Raw genomic sequence first — 19,099 nt, forward strand, 5'->3', positions numbered from 1 at the left:
CCGGGCGGAGACCAGCGTCCGATGACCGAGGGGGAGGTCGAGGCAAGGTGACACATCCGCCGACCGGCGGCGCGCTGCCGCCGGGTCCGCCCGGACAGGCGCCGGCCGTGCCCGCGCAGGCTCCGGTGCAACCCGCGCCGACGATGCCCGCCGTGCCGCCCCAGACCCCGGGCTCCCCGGCCGCGCCGCCCGCCCCGCCGCGCCGCACGGCCTGGTCCGAGGGCGTCGACCGGCTGCGCGCCGCCGCGACCACGGAGCCCGGCAAGCTGCGCATCATCGGTGCCGTGCTGGCCCTGCTCGTCGTCGCGTTCGGGGCGGTCACCACCTGGCAGATGACGGAGCGCTCGGCCGCCGCGGACGACGTGCTGCACCGCAGCCAGCCGCTGAGCGCCGACGCCGCCGCCATCTACCGCTCGCTGGCGGACGCCAACACCGCGGCGTCCAGCGGCTTCCTCGCCGGCGGCCAGGAGCCCGCCGCCGTCCGGGCGCGGTACGAGCGCGACATCAAGCGCGCCTCCGAGAAGCTCGCGACCGCCGCGTCGAACGCGGGCTCGGACTCGTCGTCCGCGGCCTCCGTGGGCAAGCTGAACAAGCTCCTGCCGGAGTACACGGGCCTGATCGAGCGCGCCCGCGCCAACAACCGCCAGGGCCTCCCGCTCGGCGGCGCCTATCTGCGGTACGCGAACGACAAGATGCAGACGCAGATGCTCCCGGCCGCCGAGAAGCTCTACAAGGCGGAGAACGCACGCCTCAGCTCCGACTACGGCAACGCCAAGCCGTACCCCTGGTTCGCCATCGCCCTCGGCGTCCTCGCGCTCGCCGCGCTCGGCTGGGCCCAGCACCGCAACTACCGGCGGACGAACCGCGTGTTCAACCACGGCCTGCTCGCCGCGACGGCGGCCGCCACCGTGGTGCTGCTCTGGCTCGTCGTCGGCCACACCGTCGCACGCTCCGGGCTCAACGAGTCGTACGACGACGGAGTCCGCTCCCTGAACGTGCTCAACGACGCCCGCATCAGCTCCCTGAAGGCCCGGGGCAACGAGAACCTCACCCTGGTCAGCCGGGGCGCCGAGACGACCGAGGTGCGCGGCGAGGCGGAGGACAAGTTCGACGTCGCCTACCGCGCGCAGATGAAGCAGCTGGGCGGCGCCGACAGCGGGCTGCTCGGCAGGGCGGCCGAGCTCGCCGACGACTCGGAGGGCGGGAACCCGGTCGCCGAGGCCGCGAAGAACGTGGGCGTCTGGAAGGACCGCCACAAGGTGGCCCGCTCCAGCGACGACTCCGGCGACTACCAGGGAGCCCTCGACAAGGTCATCGGCGCCAAGTCCGACGAACCGACCGGCGAGTGCTTCGACAACGTGGACGCGGCCCTCGACCGGGCCCTGGCGCACGAGCAGCGCGAGTTCCAGCGGGCGGCACAGGACGGCAGGGGCGCCATGAGCGGCCTCGCGGTCGGCGCCGCCGTCCTCGCGGTCCTCGCCGCGACGGGCGCCGTGCTCGGCATCGGCCGCAGGCTTTCGGAGTACCGGTGATGGAGCCAGAGGTGGAAGGGGGCGCGCAGACGATGCGGACACGACCGGACACGGTGCGGCCGCGCGGCACGGCCAGGCTGCGCGGCTGGGGCGGCGTGGGCGCGATGGGCCTCGCCTGCGCCCTGGCGGGGTCGCTCGTCCTGGCCCTACCGGACCGCGGCACCGGCGGCGCGGACCGCGAAGGCCCCGGCACCACCGTGGCCGCGCCCGCGCGGGCGGACGCCGACGACTGCAACGACCGCAGCCTGCGCCCCTCGGCCAAGGACGGCCCGACGATCGACAGGATCAAGAACCGCGAGATCAAGAAGCTCGTCGTCGGCGTCGACCAGAACAGCTACCGCTGGGGCTACCGCGACCCGAACGCGCCGGGCGGCACACTCGAAGGCTTCGACATCGACCTCGCGCGGGAGATCGCCGAGGAGATCTTCGGCGACCGCGACGCCATCGTCTTCCGGGCCATACCGACCAACCAGCGCATCGAGGCGATCCAGAGCGGCCAGGTCGACATGGTCGTCCGCACGATGACCGTCAACTGCGAGCGCCTCGAGGACGTCGACTTCTCCACCGGGTACTTCGAGACGGGCCAGCAGGTCCTCGCCCCGAGGAAGCGCAAGGACATCACCGGCTACAACTCCTCGCTCGCCGGCAAGAAGATCTGCACCGCCTCCGGCTCCATCGCCGAGGAGGAGCTCAAGAAGAAGAGCTTCGGTGCCGACATCTCCACCACGGTGCCGAATCAGCTCGACTGCCTGGTCCGGCTCCAACTGGGCGAGGTGGACGCGGTGGTGACCGACAGCGCGCTCGCCGCGGGCCAGGCCGCGCAGGACCCGACGGTCGAACTCAAGGGCGAGGAGCCGTTCACCACCGAGCACTACGGCGTGGCGATGAAGAAGGGCTCGGACGACCTGGTCCGCCGGGTCAACAAGGTCCTCGACGACTACCGCAAGGACACGGAGCACGGTTGGGAGCAGTCCTACGACAAGTGGCTCAAGGGCGGCCTCGGCAAGTCGCCGGGCCCGCCGGACCCCGAGTACCGGGACTGACCCGGAGCCGACAACCGACCTGGTACCACTGAAGAGTTCACGACTGAAGAGTCCACGACTGAAGCGTCCACGACTCAAGAGTCACGGCACCGCACAGCGGAGAGGTGATCGATGAGCGTCACGGGACCCCCCGGTCCGGTGATGGACCGGGACGAGGTGGACCGTGCGCTGGCGCGGCTCGACGCCGAGCACGAGGCGATCGAGACCTCGCTGCTCGCCCTCCAGGACCACGCGGGCCGCCGCCTCCTCGAAGGCGCCCGGCTCACCGGCGTCACCGAGGAGCGCTGGGCGGCCACGGAGACCCGGATCACACTGCTCTGGGCCTACTTCGACGCGTACGCGGGCGCCCTGCGCACGGCACACGAGGTGCGTGAGCGCAGACGCTGGCCCAGCAGGGACGACCTCGCCGAGCTGACCGAACTGCTGCGCGGCGAGTCCGTGACCGTCGCGGGCGGCACCTCGTCGGGCGCGTCCTCGTCGCTCACCGGCCCCGCCAGGCTCACCGAGCGCTTCACGCTCGAAGAGCTCGTGACCCGGATGAACGACCTGTACGCGCACTCCCTCGACATGGTCGTCGCCGCCGACGCCGTGTGGTCCGCGCTGCCCGCCCGCATCGACCTGCTGGCCGCCGAGCTGTCCCGCACCCGCCAGCTCGCCCACTCCGTCGGAGTACGGCCCGGGGAGCACCCCTCGGGCGACGACCTGGAGCGGATCACGCGGACCCTGACCGCGCTGCGCGAGCAGGTGGTCTCCGACCCGCTCGCCTTCTGGCAGCCCGCGCAGGGCAGTTCGGCACCCGGCGGCGGCCGCCCCGCCACCGACCGCTACGACCGCGAGGCACGCGCGCTGGAGGAGGTGCGCCGCGAGATCGACGCGGTGCTCACCGTCCGCCAGGACGCGGAGGCCCGCCTCGGCAAGCTGCGCGACGTGCTCTCCCGCGCGGACCGCACCCTCGCCGAGGCACGCTCCGCGCGCGGGGAGGTCCTCGCGAAGATCGCCGCCTCCGAGGTGCCCGCCGTCAGCGGCCCGCCGACCGCCCTTCAGGAGCAGCTGGCCACCGCCGCCGAGTATCGCAGGCACGGCCAGTGGCACCGCCTCTCCCCGCTCCTGGAGTCCCTGGAGCAGAAGGCCGAGGACGAGCTGCTGCGGGCCCGCGAGTCGCTGGGCGCCGTCACGGCGCCGCTCGCGGTCCGCGCCGAGCTGCGCGGCCGGCTCGACGCGTACAAGGCGAAGGTCGCCCGGCACGGCCACGCCGAGGACCCGCTGCTCATCGAGCGGTACGACGCGGCGCGCCGGATGCTGTGGAGCGCGCCCTGCGACCTGCGCGTGGCGGAGCAGGCGGTCCTCCGCTATCAGCAGGCCGCCGCCGAAGTGCTCGCGCCGAGGGTCCCGCAGCAGGGCGGGCCCACCGACCGGACGGGGGAATCGTGAGCCAGCGTCAGTGTCAGCGCCCCACATGCACCGGCAGCTACGACGACTTCGGCGGCGGTGAGCTGTACTGCGACACCTGCGGGCTCGCCCCGGTCGTCGCGCCGAACGGCATGGTCGGATCGACGCCGACGGGCATCACGGCGGGCGGCAAGGGGTCGCGGGGCAGCGGAAGTTCCAGCGCCCGCTCGTCCTCGCGGTCGTCCTCCAGGTCGTCCTCGCGCTCGTCCCGCTCGCAGTCCTCGCGCAGATCGGTGTCGGGGCGGCTCTCGCGTTCCCTGTCGGGCGGTTCGACGTCCCGTTCGGTGTCGGTGCGCAGCTCCGGCTCGGCGGCCTCGTCCTCGGCCCGCGGGCGGCTCGGCGTCGGCCTGGTCACCGTGCCCGACGTGCCGCGTCCCGACCCGCGCGAGGCGGTGCAGAAGAATCCCGAGGTGCCCGAGCGGAAGCGATTCTGCTCCCGCTCCGACTGCGGGGCGCCGGTGGGTCGCGCGCGCGGCGAGCGGCCCGGCCGCACGGAGGGTTTCTGCACCAAGTGCGGCCACCCCTACTCGTTCGTGCCGAAGCTGAACACCGGCGACATCGTGCACGGCCAGTACGAGGTCGTCGGCTGCCTGGCGCACGGCGGCCTCGGCTGGGTCTATCTCGCCGTCGACCGCGCGGTGTCCGACCGCTGGGTGGTCCTCAAGGGCCTCCTCGACACGGGCGACCAGGACGCGATGGCCGCGGCGATCTCCGAGCGCCGCTTCCTCGCCGAGATCGAGCACTCCAACATCGTCCGCATCTACAACTTCGTCGAGCACCTCGACCAGCGCACCGGCTCCATGGACGGCTACATCGTCATGGAGTACGTCGGCGGCAAGTCCCTCAAGGAGATCGCCAACGGCCGCCGCACCCCGGACGGCAGGCGCGACCCGCTGCCGGTCGAGCAGGCCTGCGCGTACGGCATCGAGGCCCTCGAAGCCCTCGGCCACCTGCACAGCCGCAACCTCCTGTACTGCGACTTCAAGGTCGACAACGCCATCCAGACCGAGGGCCAGCTCAAGGTCATCGACATGGGCGCGGTCCGCAGGATGGACGACGACGAGTCCGCGATCTACGGCACGGTCGGCTACCAGGCGCCCGAAGTCGCCGAGGTGGGGCCCTCGGTCGCCTCCGACCTCTACACGGTCGCGCGTACGCTCGCGGTCCTGACCTTCGACTTCCAGGGCTATACGAACGTATTCGTGGACTCCCTGCCCGACCCCGACCACATCGAGGTCTTCCGGAAGTACGAGTCCTTCTACCGCCTCCTGGTCCGCGCCACCGACCCGGATCCGGCCCGTCGCTTCGCCTCCGCGCAGGAGATGGCCGAGCAGCTGACGGGCGTCCTGCGGGAGGTCGTGGCACTTCAGACGGGGCTGCCGCGCCCCGCGCTCTCCACGCTGTTCGGCCCCGAGGTGAAGGTCCCTGACACGGAGCTGTTCGCGGAGCTGAGCGGGGAGGTGTCCCGGCTGGGGGCCCGCGCCGAATCCAGCGGCCCGGACAGCGGCAAGGCCCTGCCGGAGGGCGCCGGTGCCACGCAGATCGTGCGGGCCATCGACGCCGCCGCGACGGCCCTCGCGCTGCCGGTCCCCCTCGTCGACCCGAACGACCCGAACGCCGGCTTCCTCGCCGGCCTCATCGCGTCCGCGCCCGCCGAGCTGATCACCGCGCTCGGCGCGGCGCCCGCCGACTCCCTGGAGCTGCGGCTGCGCGGGCTGCGCGCCCGGCTCGCGATGGGTGAACTGGCGCCCGCCGCCCAGGCACTCGCCGAGCTGGAGCTCCAGCACCCGGACGACTGGCGGGTGGTCTGGTACCGGGGCGTCGCGGCCCTGGCGACCGGCGACTTCGAGAGCGCGGCGCTCTCCTTCGACGCGGTCTACGACGCGTTCCCCGGCGAGCCCGCGCCGAAGCTGGCGCTCGGCGTCTGCGCGGAGGTCCTCGGCCAGCTGGACAACGCCGCGGAGTACTACCGCCTGGTGTGGACGACCGACCCCAGCTATGTCAGCGCCGCGTTCGGCCTGGCCCGGGTGCAGCTCGCCGCCGACGACAGGACCGGTGCCGTGCGCACCCTGGAGTCGGTGCCGGAGTCGTCGATCCACTACACCGCGGCCCGGGTCGCGGCGGTGCGGGCGCGGCTGCGGCAGCGGGTGGCGCCGGACCCGGCGGCGGCCACCTCGTACGTCGCCCTCCTGGACGACCTGACGGCGGCCGCGGGCCAGATCGAGGCGCTCGCCGGGTTCGGTCTCGACGCGGTGCGCAGGGAGCGGCTCTCGACCGAGGTTCTGGGGACGGCGCTCGACTGGGTACTCTCCGGTAGGCACTCTGGTCACGTCTCCGCACCGCCGGCCACCGCCGGGGCGCGGGCCGTACTGCTCGGCAGCGACCTGGACGAGCGCGGACTCCGGTTCGGTCTGGAGCGTTCGTACCGGACGCTGGCCCGGCTCGCACAGGGTGGCGATGAGAGGATCGAACTGGTGGAACGGGCCAACCGTTTCCGCCCCCGGACGTGGGTGTGAGTATGTCGCAGATGCCCCAGCTGTCTGCCTGCCCCAGCTGTGAGGAGCCGCTGGAGTCGGGTGACCTGTATTGCGGTGCGTGCGGGTTCGACCTGTCGGCGGTGCCACCGCGGCCGGACGTCTCCCCCAACGGATCCGCGCGGCTCGGGACCTCCGTCCCGGCCGGGGACCCGTCGGAGTGGCCCGTCGCGCCGGAGGTCGACAGCTCGGACACGCCGGTGCCGACCCACCTCGCGACGGAGCTGCGCGGCACGGACTCGGCGGGCGGCGAACTGCCCACCGCCGCCGGGGCCGCGGCCCCGGAGCACCCCGAGGCAGTGAGCGAGCCGGACGAGTACCCGCTGCCCGCCCCCGGCCCCGCCGCCGCAGACACCGCGGCCGCCACCGACCCTCGTACGGACACGCCCGACCCCACGCCCGCCGCCGGCACCAAGCTCTGCGTGGCCTGCCGCTCGGGGCGGGTCGACCCGGACGGCTACTGCGAGAACTGCGGGCACGCCCAGCCGCGCGAGCGCGACCACATGGAGCAGGAGCTCGAAGCGGTCGCCGCGGTCAGCGACCGCGGCCTGCGCCACCACCGCAACGAGGACGCCTTCGCGATCTCCGCCGCCGCGCTGGCCGACGGCTCCCCCGCCGTCGTCGCGATCGTCTGCGACGGCGTCTCCTCGGCGACCCGCCCGGACGACGCCTCGCTCGCCGCGTCCCGCGCCGCCAACGAGTCGCTGCTGACGGCGCTGCCGCGCGGCACCCATCCGCAGCAGGCGATGCACGAGGCGATCCTCGCCGCGGCCGACGCCGTCAACGCGCTCGCCGCCGAGCCCGCCACGGCCCGCGAGCACAGCCCCCACCAGAACGCGCCGGCCTGCACGCTGGTCGGCGCGGTCGTCGCCGGCGGCCTGCTCGTCGTCGGCTGGGTCGGCGACAGCCGCGCCTACTGGGTGCCGGACGACCGCAGCGGCCCCACCGTCCGCCTGACCGAGGACGACTCGTGGGCCGCGCAGATGGTGGCCGCGGGGCTGATGAACGAGGCCGAGGCGTACGCCGACGAGCGCGCGCACGCCATCACGGGCTGGCTCGGCGCCGACGCGTACGAACTGGAGCCGCACACCGCTTCCTTCAAGCCGGACCGTGCGGGTGTAGTGGTGGTGTGCACGGACGGGCTGTGGAACTACGCGGAAGCCGTCGAGGAAATGGCCGACGCGGTGCCCGCCGACGCCGCGGACCGGCCGCTGCACAGCGCCCAGGTGCTGGTCGGTCACGCGCTGGACGGCGGTGGCCACGACAACGTAACAGTGGCCGTCGTCCCGTTCCCGTACGTGCCGCAAGGGGCAGGATCGGCCTAGACAGAGGGCAGGAGCGACCCGGAGCCGAGCGGGGGGCCGTACCGGCTCGTGAGGGCGTGAGGTTTTCCGGATCTGAGGGGGAGCAGTTCCATGGCCAATTTCTCGAAACCGAACGTGCCGCAGTTCTCGGTGGAGGTCTACCAGAACGAGTACCTGCCGGAGGGCGGCCGGGAGGTCAACGCCATCGCCACGGTCACCTCGACCGGTGGCGGGACCATCGGATCGGCGGTGCGCGCACCGCACCTGTACTCGGTGGGGCAGAGCCCGGACGCCGCCGTGGCGATCATGGTCGACTGCTCCGGGTCGATGGACTACCCGCCGACGAAGATGCGGGGCGCGCGGGACGCGACGGCCGCCGCCATCGACGCGCTCCGCGACGGCGTGCACTTCGCGGTGATCGGCGGCACGCACATCGCCAAGGAGGTCTATCCGGGCGGCGGCCGCCTCGCGGTGGCGGGGCCGCAGACCCGTGAGCAGGCCAAGCAGGCGCTGCGCAGGCTGAGCGCGGGCGGCGGCACGGCGATCGGCACCTGGCTGCGCCTGGCCGACCGCCTGCTGGCCTCCGCCGACATCGCCCCGACCGCGGTGCGGCACGGCATCCTGCTCACCGACGGGCGCAACGAACACGAGTCGCCGGACGACCTCAAGGCCGCGCTCGACTCCTGCGCGGGCCGCTTCACCTGCGACGCGCGCGGCGTCGGCACGGACTGGGAGGTGAAGGAGGTCACAGGGATAGCCTCCGCGCTGCTCGGCACCGCCGACATCGTCGCCGACCCGGCCGGGCTCGCCGCCGACTTCACGCGGATGATGGAGATGGCGATGGGCAAGGAGGTCGCCGACGTCAGCCTGCGGCTGTGGACGCCGATGGGCGTGGAGATCAAGTTCGTCAAGCAAGTGGCGCCCCGCGTCGAGGAGCTGACGGACCGTCGCACGGAGGCGGGACCGCGCGCCGGGGACTATCCGACGGGGTCCTGGGGCGACGAGTCCCGCGACTACCACATCTGTGTGCAGGTGCCGGCCGCCGCGCTGGGCCAGGAGATGCTGGCGGCCCGCGTCTCGCTGGTCGTGCCGCAGGGGGACGGCAGCGCGCAGACGCTGTCGCAGGGTCTCGTACGGGCGGTGTGGACGGACGACATGGCGGCCTCCACCTCGATGAACCCGCAGGTCGCGCACTACACCGGCCAGGCCGAACTGGCGCAAGTCATCCAGCAGGGACTGGACGCCCGCAAATCGGGAGATGTCGACGGGGCGACGGCGAAACTGGGCCGCGCCGTCCAGCTCGCCAGCGCCTCGGGCAACGCCGATACGGCGAAACTGCTTTCGAAGGTGGTGGACGTCGTGGATGCCGCGGCAGGTACTGTTCGATTGAAGGCGAAGGTCGCCGAGGCCGACGAGATGACACTCGAGACACGGTCCACGAAGACTGTTCGCGTGAAGAAGCAGTAACCCTGCGAACGCAGTAAGCGTGCGGACGCAGCAAGCCTGACGAAGCAGTAAGTGCGTACGGCCCTCGGGCCGGAGAAGGAGAGGGGGAAGCGCCGACATGCCGACCTGCCCGAACGGACACCAGTCGGGTTCCGACGACTGGTGCGAGGTCTGCGGTCACCGCATGGCCGGTGCCGTACCGCCGCCTCCCCCGCCGCCGCCCCCGGCCGGGTACGGCTATCCCCCGCCGCCGCCCGGCCAGGACCCCGGCTTCCCGCAGCCCGCGCCGGGCCGCCCGCATCTGGCCGCCGTGCCCGATCCGGCTCCGGAGGGGCAGCTCTGCCCGCAGTGCCGCACGCCCCGCGAGGCGAACGCGCCGTTCTGCGAGGAGTGCCGCTGGAACTTCCTCACCAACACGGCGACGTCGTACACGCCCGCCGCGCCGAACCCGCCGCTGCCGGCCACGCACGGTGGCCCCGGCGCCGGTCCCGGGCGCGGTCCGGGCGCGGGCCCCGGCCCCGGCATGCCGCCGGGTCCGAACCCGCCGCAGCGGTTCCAGCAGCAGCCGCCGCCCGGGTACGAGTACCAGGGCTCGCGTCCCTCGCAGGTGAACCGGCCCGCGGAGCCGATTCCGCCGTTCGGCAATGGGAGCGGGCCGGGTGGTCCCGGGGGCCCTGGTGGCCCTGGGTCCGGTGGTCCCGGTGGCCCCGGTCCCGGTCCCGGCGGCGGGCAGCAGGGTCCTGGTCACCAGGGCCCGGGTCCCCAGGGTCCCGGCCCGCAGAATTCCGGCCCGCACGGGCCCGGTCCGCAGGGTCCGGGTCCGCAGGGTCCCGGTCCGGGGAATTCCGGTCCGCACGGGCCTGGCCCCCAGGGGCCCGGTCAGCAGGGCCCGGGCCCTCGCGGCCACGGCCAGCCGATCCCGGGCCAGCCCGGTCCGGGACCGCAGGGCCCCGGCCCGCAGGGCCACGGTCAGCCGGGGCAGCCCGGTCAGGCACCCACCGGTGCACCCGGCGCGCCCGGCGCCCCCCAGGCGTTCCAGCAGCCCGGCCCGCCCGCACCCCCCGCGTTCCCGCAGGAGACGGGCAACCCGCAGGGCCCCCCGCCGGGCCCGGGCGGCACCGGCGGCCCCTCGTTCGGCGGCGGAGACGACGACTGGGTGCTGTCGCCACCCACCTCGTCCCCGGCCCCGTCCCAGCAGGAGCCGTTCCAGCAGGGCACCGCGCAGCCGCAGGCTCCGCAGACCCAGCAGGGGCCCGGCACCTGGACGGTGACGATCGGTCCCGACCGCGAGTACTTCATGGCGATGATGCAGCGCAGCGGCCCCGAGGCCTCGGGGCTCAACCTGCCCGCGTACTCGCCCGAGCAGCAGCGCCCGCTCTCCGGCAACCAGATCAGCATCGGCCGCCGCCGGCACTCCACGGGCGACACCCCGGACATCGACCTGTCGGTGCCGCCGGAGGACCCGGGCGTCTCGCACCAGCACGCGGTCCTGGTTCAGCAGCCCGACGGCAGCTGGGCGGTCGTCGACCAGAACTCGACGAACGGCACCACGGTCAACGGCGGCGAGGACCCCATCCAGCCGTTCGTGCCCGTCCCGCTCCAGGACGGCGACCAGGTGCACGTGGGCGCCTGGACGACGATCACGATCCGCCGGGACTGAGACGGGGCCGGGGCGAGCCGCCGGAGACGTCCGTCCCCGTCAGAGAGGCCAGGCGTACGGCCCTTCGGGGTCGTCCAGCCAGGCCCACTCGTACGACCCACTGACCGTGACCCCGAAGCGCTCGCGCACCGGCCGCCCCTCGCGCTGCCACAGCGCGAGCGCTTCGTGCGGATCGAGGCTGCCCGCGGTCAGCTCAAGAAGGAAGCGGAACAGCTCGTTCTGTAGCGCCTTGCGCGGCAGTCCGCCGATGTGCTGCTCCTGCGGAGCCCTCGCGCCGCCGCCGCGCAGCGGCACGAAGTAGGCGGGGGTGTGCAGGAAGCGCCCCTCGGCGTGCTCCGCGTCGCGCACGGTCAGCGCGATCAGGCCGGTGGCCAGCGGGGCGAGGATGCGGGCGCCGGGGCGGCACTGGGCGAGCCACTCCCTGGGCACCGAGCTCATGGTGCAGGTGGCGATGATCCGGTCGTAGGGCGCCCGCTCGGGGCAGCCGGCCGCTCCGTCACCGGTCACCACGGCGGGGTGGTACCCGGCGGCCGTCAGGTGCCGCCGCGCGGACTCCGTGATCTCCGGGTCGAGGTCGACGGTCGTGACGTGGTCGTCGCCGAGCCGGTGGGCGAGCAGCGCGGCGTTGTAGCCGGTGCCCGCGCCGATCTCCAGGACGCGGTCGTCCTCGCGTACGTCCAGTTCGACGAGCATCTTCGCCATCAGGGACGGCTGGCTGCTGGACGAGACGAGTTCCCCGTCGCGCACCCGGGTGGCGAGCGGGGCGTCGGCGTAGGCGCCGCGCAGCCAGCGGGTGCGGCGCCGGTCGTCGGGGTCCTCGCCCCACAGCCGCTCGTAGCCGCCGACCACGCCCAGGTAGTAGTAGGGCACGAATAGGTGCCGCGGCACGGCCCTGAACGCCTCCCGCCAGCCGGGGTCGTCCCGCCAGGCCCCGCTCGCCTCTATCTCGCGGACGAGGGCGGTCCGGACCTCGGCGAGCAGCACAGGATCGGGTTCCATGGGTCCACTGTGCTGCGCCGTCGCCGCCGATGCGAGGCGATGGTCCGAGGCGATGGTCCTAAGCCTTCCGTACTCGGCCGTCCCGTCTGAGACCATGGAACGCGTGAACGAGATCCCGCGCGGCACGCTTCAGGAGCAGACCTACTACGAACAGGTAGGCGGCGAGGAGACCTTCCGACGCCTGGTGCACCTCTTCTACCAGGGGGTCGCGGAGGACCCGCTGCTGCGACCGATGTACCCGGAGGAGGACCTGGGCCCGGCCGAGGAGCGCCTGGCGCTCTTCCTGATGCAGTACTGGGGCGGCCCCCGCACGTACAGCGACAACCGCGGCCACCCCCGGCTGCGCATGCGGCACGCGCCGTTCACGGTCGACAGGGCCGCGCACGACGCCTGGCTGAAGCACATGCGCGCGGCCGTGGACCAGCTCGGCCTCTCCGAGGAGCACGAGCGCACCCTCTGGAACTACCTGACGTACGCGGCGGCGTCCATGGTCAACTCCGAGGGCTGACCACCTTTCCGAAGCCGAAGCCGCAGCTTCGACGCCACGGCTAGGCGGGTGTGACGGAGAGCCCCGACCCACCCGCCCGGCGCACGGCGACGGATCCGTAAGCCGTACGCAGCCGCAGCCACGCCCCGGACGACAGCAGCGTCAGCGCGTCCCCCCGCAGGAAGCCCAGGGTCTGCGCCGCGTGCGCGGCCCGTACGGGCAGTTCCGTGTCGCCGACGGGCCGGGACCAGATCTCCCGCCCGACCCGGTCGAGCTCGGTCCGCACCCGCCGCTCGGCGGGCAACTCCTCGACGCGGGACCGGAATTCGGCCACGGCCTGCTTGACCAGGGACCGCACCGCGGCCGGAGCCGGCAGCCCCGGCTCCGGCCGCCAGCCGCCGCGCGGCGGCAGCACGCCCGCCCACGGCGGCCCGGTGACGGCCTCCGGGACATCGGCGACCCCCGCCGTCGCCACGGACTCCGCCGCCTCACCGACGCGCTCGAGGAACTCGCCGGCCGAGACGGTGACGTCCAGCGCGGTGTCGATCCCGTGTTCGTGCGGCTTGGCGAGCCGCGCCGTCCGGACGACGAGCACCTCGAACGACGGCGGCCGCCCGAACACGGCGAGCGTGTCCCCGGCGGCCTGCAACCGCACGGCGGCTGCCTTGTCGTAGTGGATCAGCCTGGCCAGGAAGGCGGCGAGGTCCGCCGCCTCCCCGGCATCGGCGAAGTGGAGCCGCGCGGTCATGCGGCAAGCGCCCCCGAGCCGCTGTCGGCGCTGTCGTCGACGTACACCTGGAGGAACGACCTCTCCTCGGCGGTGATCCGCCGCGGCCGCTGCGCCTCCAGGTCGAAGGGCACGACCACGGTCGAGGCGCGCACATACACCTGGTCCGCGTCCTTGATCTCGTACGCGATGGTCAGCGACGCGGCACCGATCTTCGTCACCCACGACTCGACGGTGACCGGCTCGTGCCGGTGCACCAGCGGCCGTACGTAGTCGATCTCGTGCCGTGCCACGACCGAACCGCCGGAGAACGACGGCGAGCCGTCACCGGGCGCAAGCCGGAACATGAAGTCGATGCGCGCCTCCTCCAGGTACCGCAGGAAGACGACGTTGTTGACGTGCCCGAAGGCGTCCATGTCCGACCAGCGCAGCGGGCATTGGTATATGTGTCGAGCCACAGCCGCCTCAGCCTCGCGTGAGCTTCTTGTAGGTGGCGCGGTGCGGACGGGCCGCGTCCGGGCCGAGACGCTCGATCTTGTTCTTCTCGTACGCCTCGAAGTTGCCCTCGAACCAGAACCACTTCGAGTCGCCCTCGTACGCCAGGATGTGCGTGGCGACCCGGTCGAGGAACCAGCGGTCGTGGGAGACGACCACGGCCGCGCCCGGGAACTCCAGGAGCGCGTTCTCCAGGGAGGACAGGGTCTCGACGTCGAGGTCGTTCGTCGGCTCGTCGAGGAGGAGCAGGTTGCCGCCCTGCTTGAGGGTGAGCGCGAGGTTCAGACGGTTGCGCTCACCGCCGGAGAGCACACCCGCGGGCTTCTGCTGGTCCGGGCCCTTGAAGCCGAAGGCCGACACGTACGCGCGGCTCGGCATCTCGACCTGGCCGACGTTGATGTAGTCCAGCTCGTCCGAGACGACCGCCCAGAGCGTCTTCTTCGGGTCGATGTTGGCGCGGCTCTGGTCGACGTAGGAGATCTTGACCGTGTCGCCGACCTTGATGGAACCGGAGTCCGGCTCCTCCAGGCCCTGGATCATCTTGAACAGCGTGGTCTTGCCCGCGCCGTTCGGGCCGATGACACCGACGATGCCGTTGCGCGGCAGCGTGAACGACAGGTCGTCGATGAGGACCTTCTCGCCGAAGGCCTTCGAGAGGTTGTTGACCTCGACGACGATGTTGCCCAGGCGCGGGCCCGGCGGGATCTGGATCTCCTCGAAGTCCAGCTTCCGCATCTTGTCCGCCTCGGCGGCCATCTCCTCGTAACGGGCGAGACGCGCCTTGGACTTGGCCTGCCGCCCCTTGGCGTTCGACCGCACCCACTCGAGCTCTTCCTTGAGCCGCTTGGCGCGCTTGGCGTCCTTCTGGCCCTCGACCTTGAGACGGGTCTGCTTGGTCTCCAGGTACGTGGAGTAGTTGCCCTCGTAGCCGATGGCGCGGCCGCGGTCGAGCTCCAGGATCCAGCCCGCGACGTTGTCGAGGAAGTAACGGTCGTGGGTGACGGCGACGACGGTGCCGGGGTACTTCGCGAGGTGCTGCTCCAGCCACTGCACGGACTCGGCGTCCAGGTGGTTGGTGGGCTCGTCGAGGAGCAGCAGGTCGGGGGCTTCGAGGAGCAGCTTGCAGAGCGCGACGCGGCGCTTCTCACCACCGGAGAGGTTGGTCACGGGCCAGTCGCCGGGCGGGCAGCCGAGGGCGTCCATGGCCTGTTCGAGCTGGGCGTCCAGGTCCCACGCGTTGGCGTGGTCCAGGTCCTCCTGGAGCTTGCCCATCTCCTCCATCAGCGCGTCGGAGTAGTCGGTGGCCATCAGCTCGGCGACCTCGTTGAAGCGCTTGAGCTTGCCCATGACCTCCTTCGCCCCGTCCTGCACGTTCTCCAGGACGGTCTTGGACTCGTCTAGGGGCGGCTCCTGGAGGAGCATGCCGACGGTGTAACCGGGCGACAGGAAGGCATCGCCGTTCGACGGCTGCTCGATGCCCGCCATGATCTTGAGCACCGTGGACTTGCCGGCGCCGTTGGGGCCCACGACACCGATCTTCGCGCCAGGAAGGAAGCTCAAGGTGACATCGTCGAGGATCACCTTGTCGCCGTGCGCCTTGCGCGTCTTGCGCATGGTGTAGATGTACTCAGCCAAGAGAAACCGTCCGGCAATCAGTGAGTGGGCAGATACACCCCATCTTGCCTGACGGCCACCCCCCGGGGGAAACCAGTATGGTCGGGGGCTCTGACCTGCGGCGGAGCGGTTGGGCCCGCGACCGGTATCCGTCGTCATTGGTCATCTATGGCCGTCGCCGGTCATCCTCTACCGGCCCACAACCGGCCCCGAGGCTGCCCCGCACCCTTCCGCTGACCAGGGCGGATGCCCTCTAGCGCTTGTCGAGCCACTGCACTAGAGGTGGGATCACCGCCATGAAAGCGAGAGCAGTGCCGAGCGGCACCGCAGCCTCAGGGAAGGCGTACACCAGGGCGGCGACAGCGAAAGCCACTCCGAGCAGGCCTCCGAGCACCACAACCCGTCGCCTGCTGCAGCGGCCGGACGTGCCATCAGGGCGATGATCCACGTTCTCGGCATAGCGCGTGGTTGCGGTCGTCCGCTTTTCAGGTACTGTCATTTTTGACCTTTCTTTGACTGAGGTTGGGTCAAGGCGGCTCCCGTACCAGCGGGGGCCGCCCTATTCGCGGCTGCGCCACCTTGCGTTCGAGAATTAGATCTACTTCCCACTGGGGCGCCTCCACCAAGCGCCCACCCGGTTACACCTAGATCGTTTCACGCCTGGGCGAAACAGGCGGATCCCCCGCCTCGTTCCCTGCCGCTTCTAAATCAGAGCTGATCACGGCATCTACCACGGCCTGCACGATGCGGGACAATACATCCTCATCTATAGGACGGTTGCGCTCCGCAGCCAAGAATGAAGACAGCACTTCATCCAGCCGTTTCGGAAACTGTGCGACAACTCCATTCATCGCACGCACCCAAGTCTCAGGCGGCTCCGCCCAGTAGGTGCGATACGGCCATCGGCGTTCACTCGCGGCGCATTGACGGATGTAAACCTCGATCTCCGTAGCCGGAACCCCGTGACTATCTCCGATGCGAAACATTTCCGCAATCCCGAGATCGATTGTGTCGCGCGCCTCTGAAGGCAACCTCCGCACCGCGCCAAGATGTCCTGTACGTCCGCGCCGCTCCCTCTCAGCGCGTTGCCATGCCTCGTCCCACGAAGCGACCTCGTCCTCCGACTCTCCGCACGCTCGGGCAAGCTCGGCCACTGTCCGTCGACCAAACTTGTGGTGTCCGCGCAAGGCGTTGCTGAGAGTGCTCCTGCGTAAGCTGCCACCCCGCTTTCTTGCCCGCCCCTCAAGCTGCCGTAGAGAGTAGCCACTCTTGTCTGTGAGCAGCACCAGCGCCTCACGAAGCTCTCCATGAGTAGTAACCGTTTCAGGGCCTTTCCTCCCCAGGTCCCTGCCGGGTCTAATCCCGGCGACCAGCTCAGCCCAACCCCATTGCTCCTTCGCTTCCTCCGGATCTGAATTGCACCCAGCCACGAAGGCGTCGAACACTTCCCGCCTAGGTAAAGCCGATCCCTGCGTAGCACGATGGAGCACCGATTTCGACATAAAGGTGCGCCCTGCAAGCTCGCTATAACTGACACCGCTGCGCCTTTTCTCGTCACGCAGCCACCTTTGCAGCCTTCCAAATCTGGCAGGTGAAATACGCCGATCCATGCCTCGCATTACCCCTCCCCTAGCGCCGATATTGCAGCCCAGCATCTGAATAAGAGCATCGACCTTCGTGCTCCCGCAGAAGGGCTTGCTTGAATGCGAGAAGGGTGACCCGGCACGATGGTTCGTGTCCACCGGGCTTGATCATTCGTCCGGGACGGATGCGGATTATCTGGAGCGAGTACTGGCGCACCGTCCCACATCGCCGCATGTCACAGCCCTACGCAAGGCCAATCCGTCCCAGAAGTGTCCAGGTTCTGGCGAACAGCTAGTGCTCTCGCCAGAAGACCGTGCCGACTCCACAGGGAGACGTTGGCACCGGGCGCGTGAGGGCGGTCTGCACGGGCTTGGCTCGCAAGGAGCCCCGGCTCGCTACGCTGGTACGCACCACTTCAGAATGGAGAGTGCTCCACGGATGGGACCGAAGACGGCCAAGGTCTACGAGACAATTCGCGCTCGACTCGCATCAGGCGAGTACGCCCCCGGCGAGAAGATGCCCTCAGAGCGAACGCTCTCGGAGGAGCTCAGCATCGGCAGGACGGCCCTGCGGCAAGTCCTCGCCCGGCTCCTGGCAGAGGGCGCTTTGGAAGTCCGAGGCAGAAGCTCGTACCGAGTCCCCGGAGCGGTGAGCGTCGATAAGCCCGAGGGCCTGGAACCGTGGATCATCCACGGTGAGCGGGATCTCTACGACAACCGCTGGGTGAAGCTTCAGCTCTGGGATGTGGAGCCGCCCGGCGTGGAGCGCTTCGAGCACCACGTGGTGAAGCTTCACCACGTGGCCGTCACCGCAGTCTTGGACGATCAGGACCGCGTCCTCATGATGTGGCGCTACCGCTTCGTCCCACAGCAGTGGGGATGGGAGCTCCCGGGCGGCATCGTGGACGAGGGGGAGGACCCTGCGGCCACGGCGCTACGGGAAGTCGTGGAAGAAACGGGTTGGCGCCCGAAGTCCGTGGAACATGTCGTCACCTATCAGCCCATGGTCGGGATGGTCGACTCGCCCCACGAGATTTTCGTCGGGCACGGAGCCGAGAAGGTTGGCGATCCGACGGACCTCGAAGAGGCTGGCCACATCGAGTGGGTGCCCCTGGCCGACGTTCCGGGCCTCATGGCCCGCGGTGAACTGATGGGCTCCGGAACCCTTGTGGCTCTGCTTCACATCCTTGCGAGTCGTGGCAAGCAGGGGATCACAGCCGCTCACTGAGGCGGTCAACGCGGCGGCGCTGCCGCACCGAACCGGTGCGGCTCGCCAGTAGCCGCGCCTTCCGCAGATGCGTGTTCGCGTCGTCGTACTCGGCCCGCGCCAGATGAGCTTGGGCGAGGTCAGCGTGAAGCCCGGCTTGTGCACGGACAAAGGTCGGGTCCACCACCTCTAAAGCCCCGTACAGACTGCTCACAGCGTCGGCGTCCCCCAACAGGCCCAGAACGTTGCCTCTCCACCGGGCCAAATGGCCGCCGTTCAGAAAGATGCTCACCATGTCCGGGTCGCGATCCTCAGCACCGGGCGGGATGCTCGCCATCGCCGCGTCAAGTGCGCGTCGGCAGTCATCGGGCATGCCGGCGTGGGCGCACAGCTCTGCCTCAGCGGCGTACAGCCACGCCCATAGGCGGGGCGATCCTGCTTGCCCCAGGGTGCGTTGAGCGTCCCGGACCAGCTCCAGACCCAGGGCAGGTCGGCCAGCCTCGCAGAGTACGTACGCCTGCTCTCCCATCGCGTGAGCGAGGTACATCGGAGCCTCTGCGTCGTGCGCTGCCCGCTTGGCGAGCTCGTAGTGCTTCCAGGCCCGTTCGATAGCCCCCGAGTCGATCGCCTGCCAGGCGGCAAGCGTCGATGCCCCGACAAGCGCAAGCGCCACCGGTCGGCGAGCACTCGGGAGCACTGCAAAGTTCAGCGCATCCTCAAGAGCGGCGAGGTGCCCTGTCATCTGGTCCACGAGGCCAGCAGCGCCCATCTGACGATCCATGGTCCGCAGTAGCTCGGTCTGGTCGTTGAACGTCTGCACCATGGATTCGCCAACGCTGTGAGCCGAGTCGATCCGGCTCAGCAGATCGTCGTACCCATCGGTCACAGGTGGAGCGAGCGCTGCCGGGCCGCCTCGCAATTCCCGGTCTACGACCCCGAGGAGTTGCCGCAGGATCGCCGCGTAGCGGTCCGAGATGGTGCGCTTGCCGTTCTCCCACTCGGATACGTACACACGCAGG

Annotated in this window: 16 protein-coding genes and 1 pseudogene; 9 read left to right on the forward strand and 8 right to left on the reverse strand. The window is 71.0% G+C overall.

Going from position 1 to position 19,099, the window contains the following annotated elements; genetic code table 11:
* The first annotated feature begins 47 nt into the window (after positions 1-47).
* The 7 genes from ACZ4Z4_RS02805 to ACZ4Z4_RS02835 all read left to right on the forward strand — a co-directional run bounded on the left by ACZ4Z4_RS02805 (position 48) and on the right by ACZ4Z4_RS02835 (position 10,968).
* Positions 48-1,532 (forward strand): hypothetical protein, encoded by a 1,485-nt coding sequence (locus ACZ4Z4_RS02805; RefSeq protein ID WP_468321200.1) that lies wholly within the window; start codon positions 48-50, stop codon positions 1,530-1,532.
* Positions 1,533-1,564: 32 nt separating this feature from the next.
* On the forward strand, positions 1,565-2,575 hold the full coding sequence (locus tag ACZ4Z4_RS02810; RefSeq protein ID WP_468321203.1) for a glutamate ABC transporter substrate-binding protein: 1,011 nt from the start codon (positions 1,565-1,567) through the stop codon (positions 2,573-2,575).
* A gap of 111 nt (positions 2,576-2,686) precedes the next feature.
* Positions 2,687-4,006, forward strand: a complete 1,320-nt coding sequence (locus ACZ4Z4_RS02815; RefSeq protein ID WP_468321205.1) for a hypothetical protein — start codon at positions 2,687-2,689, stop codon at positions 4,004-4,006.
* Positions 4,003-6,540: a serine/threonine-protein kinase gene (locus tag ACZ4Z4_RS02820; protein ID WP_468321208.1), complete on the forward strand. Its 2,538-nt coding sequence runs from the start codon at positions 4,003-4,005 to the stop codon at positions 6,538-6,540. Before ACZ4Z4_RS02815 ends, ACZ4Z4_RS02820 begins: the two co-directional genes overlap by 4 nt.
* Before the next feature lie 2 nt (positions 6,541-6,542).
* Entirely contained in the window at positions 6,543-7,883 is a 1,341-nt protein-coding gene (locus ACZ4Z4_RS02825; protein WP_468321210.1) for a PP2C family protein-serine/threonine phosphatase, read from the forward strand.
* 90 nt (positions 7,884-7,973) lie between these two features.
* Complete coding sequence (locus ACZ4Z4_RS02830; RefSeq protein WP_468321212.1) at positions 7,974-9,329, forward strand: vWA domain-containing protein; 1,356 nt, start codon at positions 7,974-7,976, stop codon at positions 9,327-9,329.
* 97 nt (positions 9,330-9,426) lie between these two features.
* A complete protein-coding gene (locus ACZ4Z4_RS02835) occupies positions 9,427-10,968 on the forward strand; it encodes an FHA domain-containing protein (protein ID WP_468321213.1) in 1,542 nt (513 codons plus the stop codon).
* Positions 10,969-11,007: 39 nt separating this feature from the next.
* On the opposite strand, the gene ACZ4Z4_RS02840 is transcribed toward ACZ4Z4_RS02835, so the two are convergent.
* Complete coding sequence (locus ACZ4Z4_RS02840; RefSeq protein WP_468321216.1) at positions 11,008-11,967, reverse strand: methyltransferase domain-containing protein; 960 nt, start codon at positions 11,965-11,967, stop codon at positions 11,008-11,010.
* A 94-nt stretch (positions 11,968-12,061) separates the two neighbouring features.
* Between ACZ4Z4_RS02840 and ACZ4Z4_RS02845 the strand changes: the two genes are divergently transcribed.
* A complete protein-coding gene (locus ACZ4Z4_RS02845) occupies positions 12,062-12,475 on the forward strand; it encodes a globin (RefSeq protein ID WP_362987569.1) in 414 nt (137 codons plus the stop codon).
* Between the two features lie 40 nt (positions 12,476-12,515).
* On the opposite strand, the gene ACZ4Z4_RS02850 is transcribed toward ACZ4Z4_RS02845, so the two are convergent.
* The 6 genes and pseudogenes from ACZ4Z4_RS02850 to ACZ4Z4_RS02875 form a co-directional block, all read right to left on the reverse strand.
* Positions 12,516-13,202, reverse strand: coding sequence for a DUF8185 domain-containing protein (locus ACZ4Z4_RS02850; RefSeq protein ID WP_468321218.1), 687 nt, complete (start codon positions 13,200-13,202; stop codon positions 12,516-12,518).
* The gene (locus tag ACZ4Z4_RS02855; protein ID WP_468321220.1) at positions 13,199-13,639 is read right to left on the reverse strand and encodes an acyl-CoA thioesterase; all 441 of its coding nucleotides are present in this window, start codon (positions 13,637-13,639) and stop codon (positions 13,199-13,201) included. Before ACZ4Z4_RS02855 ends, ACZ4Z4_RS02850 begins: the two co-directional genes overlap by 4 nt.
* 7 nt (positions 13,640-13,646) lie before the next feature.
* Positions 13,647-15,311, reverse strand: a complete 1,665-nt coding sequence (gene ettA / locus ACZ4Z4_RS02860) for an energy-dependent translational throttle protein EttA (protein WP_356573141.1) — start codon at positions 15,309-15,311, stop codon at positions 13,647-13,649.
* A gap of 232 nt (positions 15,312-15,543) precedes the next feature.
* Positions 15,544-15,789, reverse strand: coding sequence for a hypothetical protein (locus ACZ4Z4_RS02865; protein WP_468321223.1), 246 nt, complete (start codon positions 15,787-15,789; stop codon positions 15,544-15,546).
* 145 nt (positions 15,790-15,934) lie between these two features.
* Positions 15,935-16,330: a hypothetical protein gene (locus ACZ4Z4_RS02870; protein WP_468322155.1), complete on the reverse strand. Its 396-nt coding sequence runs from the start codon at positions 16,328-16,330 to the stop codon at positions 15,935-15,937.
* Between the two features lie 366 nt (positions 16,331-16,696).
* Positions 16,697-16,945 (reverse strand): annotated as a pseudogene (locus ACZ4Z4_RS02875) (helix-turn-helix domain-containing protein); the annotation flags it as partial.
* A 367-nt stretch (positions 16,946-17,312) separates the two neighbouring features.
* Between ACZ4Z4_RS02875 and ACZ4Z4_RS02880 the strand changes: the two are divergent.
* Positions 17,313-18,101: an NUDIX domain-containing protein gene (locus tag ACZ4Z4_RS02880; RefSeq protein WP_468321225.1), complete on the forward strand. Its 789-nt coding sequence runs from the start codon at positions 17,313-17,315 to the stop codon at positions 18,099-18,101.
* On the opposite strand, the gene ACZ4Z4_RS02885 is transcribed toward ACZ4Z4_RS02880, so the two are convergent.
* The gene (locus ACZ4Z4_RS02885; RefSeq protein WP_468321227.1) at positions 18,085-19,092 is read right to left on the reverse strand and encodes an XRE family transcriptional regulator; all 1,008 of its coding nucleotides are present in this window, start codon (positions 19,090-19,092) and stop codon (positions 18,085-18,087) included. The two genes, ACZ4Z4_RS02880 and ACZ4Z4_RS02885, sit on opposite strands and share 17 nt — an antisense overlap.
* Between the last annotated feature and the right edge of the window lie 7 nt (positions 19,093-19,099).

The organism is Streptomyces sp. NPDC030245 (assembly GCF_055572995.1).

Bases quoted from the DNA above. Each gene is read 5' to 3' on its own strand.
- ACZ4Z4_RS02880 (WP_468321225.1), top strand. From the start codon at position 17,313: ATGGGACCGAAGACGGCCAAGGTCTACGAGACAATTCGCGCTCGACTC.
- ACZ4Z4_RS02865 (WP_468321223.1), bottom strand. From the start codon at position 15,789: ATGACAGTACCTGAAAAGCGGACGACCGCAACCACGCGCTATGCCGAG.
- ACZ4Z4_RS02810 (WP_468321203.1), top strand. From the start codon at position 1,565: ATGCGGACACGACCGGACACGGTGCGGCCGCGCGGCACGGCCAGGCTG.
- ACZ4Z4_RS02815 (WP_468321205.1), top strand. From the start codon at position 2,687: ATGAGCGTCACGGGACCCCCCGGTCCGGTGATGGACCGGGACGAGGTG.
- ACZ4Z4_RS02840 (WP_468321216.1), bottom strand. From the start codon at position 11,967: ATGGAACCCGATCCTGTGCTGCTCGCCGAGGTCCGGACCGCCCTCGTC.
- ACZ4Z4_RS02845 (WP_362987569.1), top strand. From the start codon at position 12,062: ATGGAACGCGTGAACGAGATCCCGCGCGGCACGCTTCAGGAGCAGACC.
- ACZ4Z4_RS02850 (WP_468321218.1), bottom strand. From the start codon at position 13,202: ATGACCGCGCGGCTCCACTTCGCCGATGCCGGGGAGGCGGCGGACCTC.
- ACZ4Z4_RS02825 (WP_468321210.1), top strand. From the start codon at position 6,543: ATGTCGCAGATGCCCCAGCTGTCTGCCTGCCCCAGCTGTGAGGAGCCG.
- ACZ4Z4_RS02830 (WP_468321212.1), top strand. From the start codon at position 7,974: ATGGCCAATTTCTCGAAACCGAACGTGCCGCAGTTCTCGGTGGAGGTC.
- ACZ4Z4_RS02835 (WP_468321213.1), top strand. From the start codon at position 9,427: ATGCCGACCTGCCCGAACGGACACCAGTCGGGTTCCGACGACTGGTGC.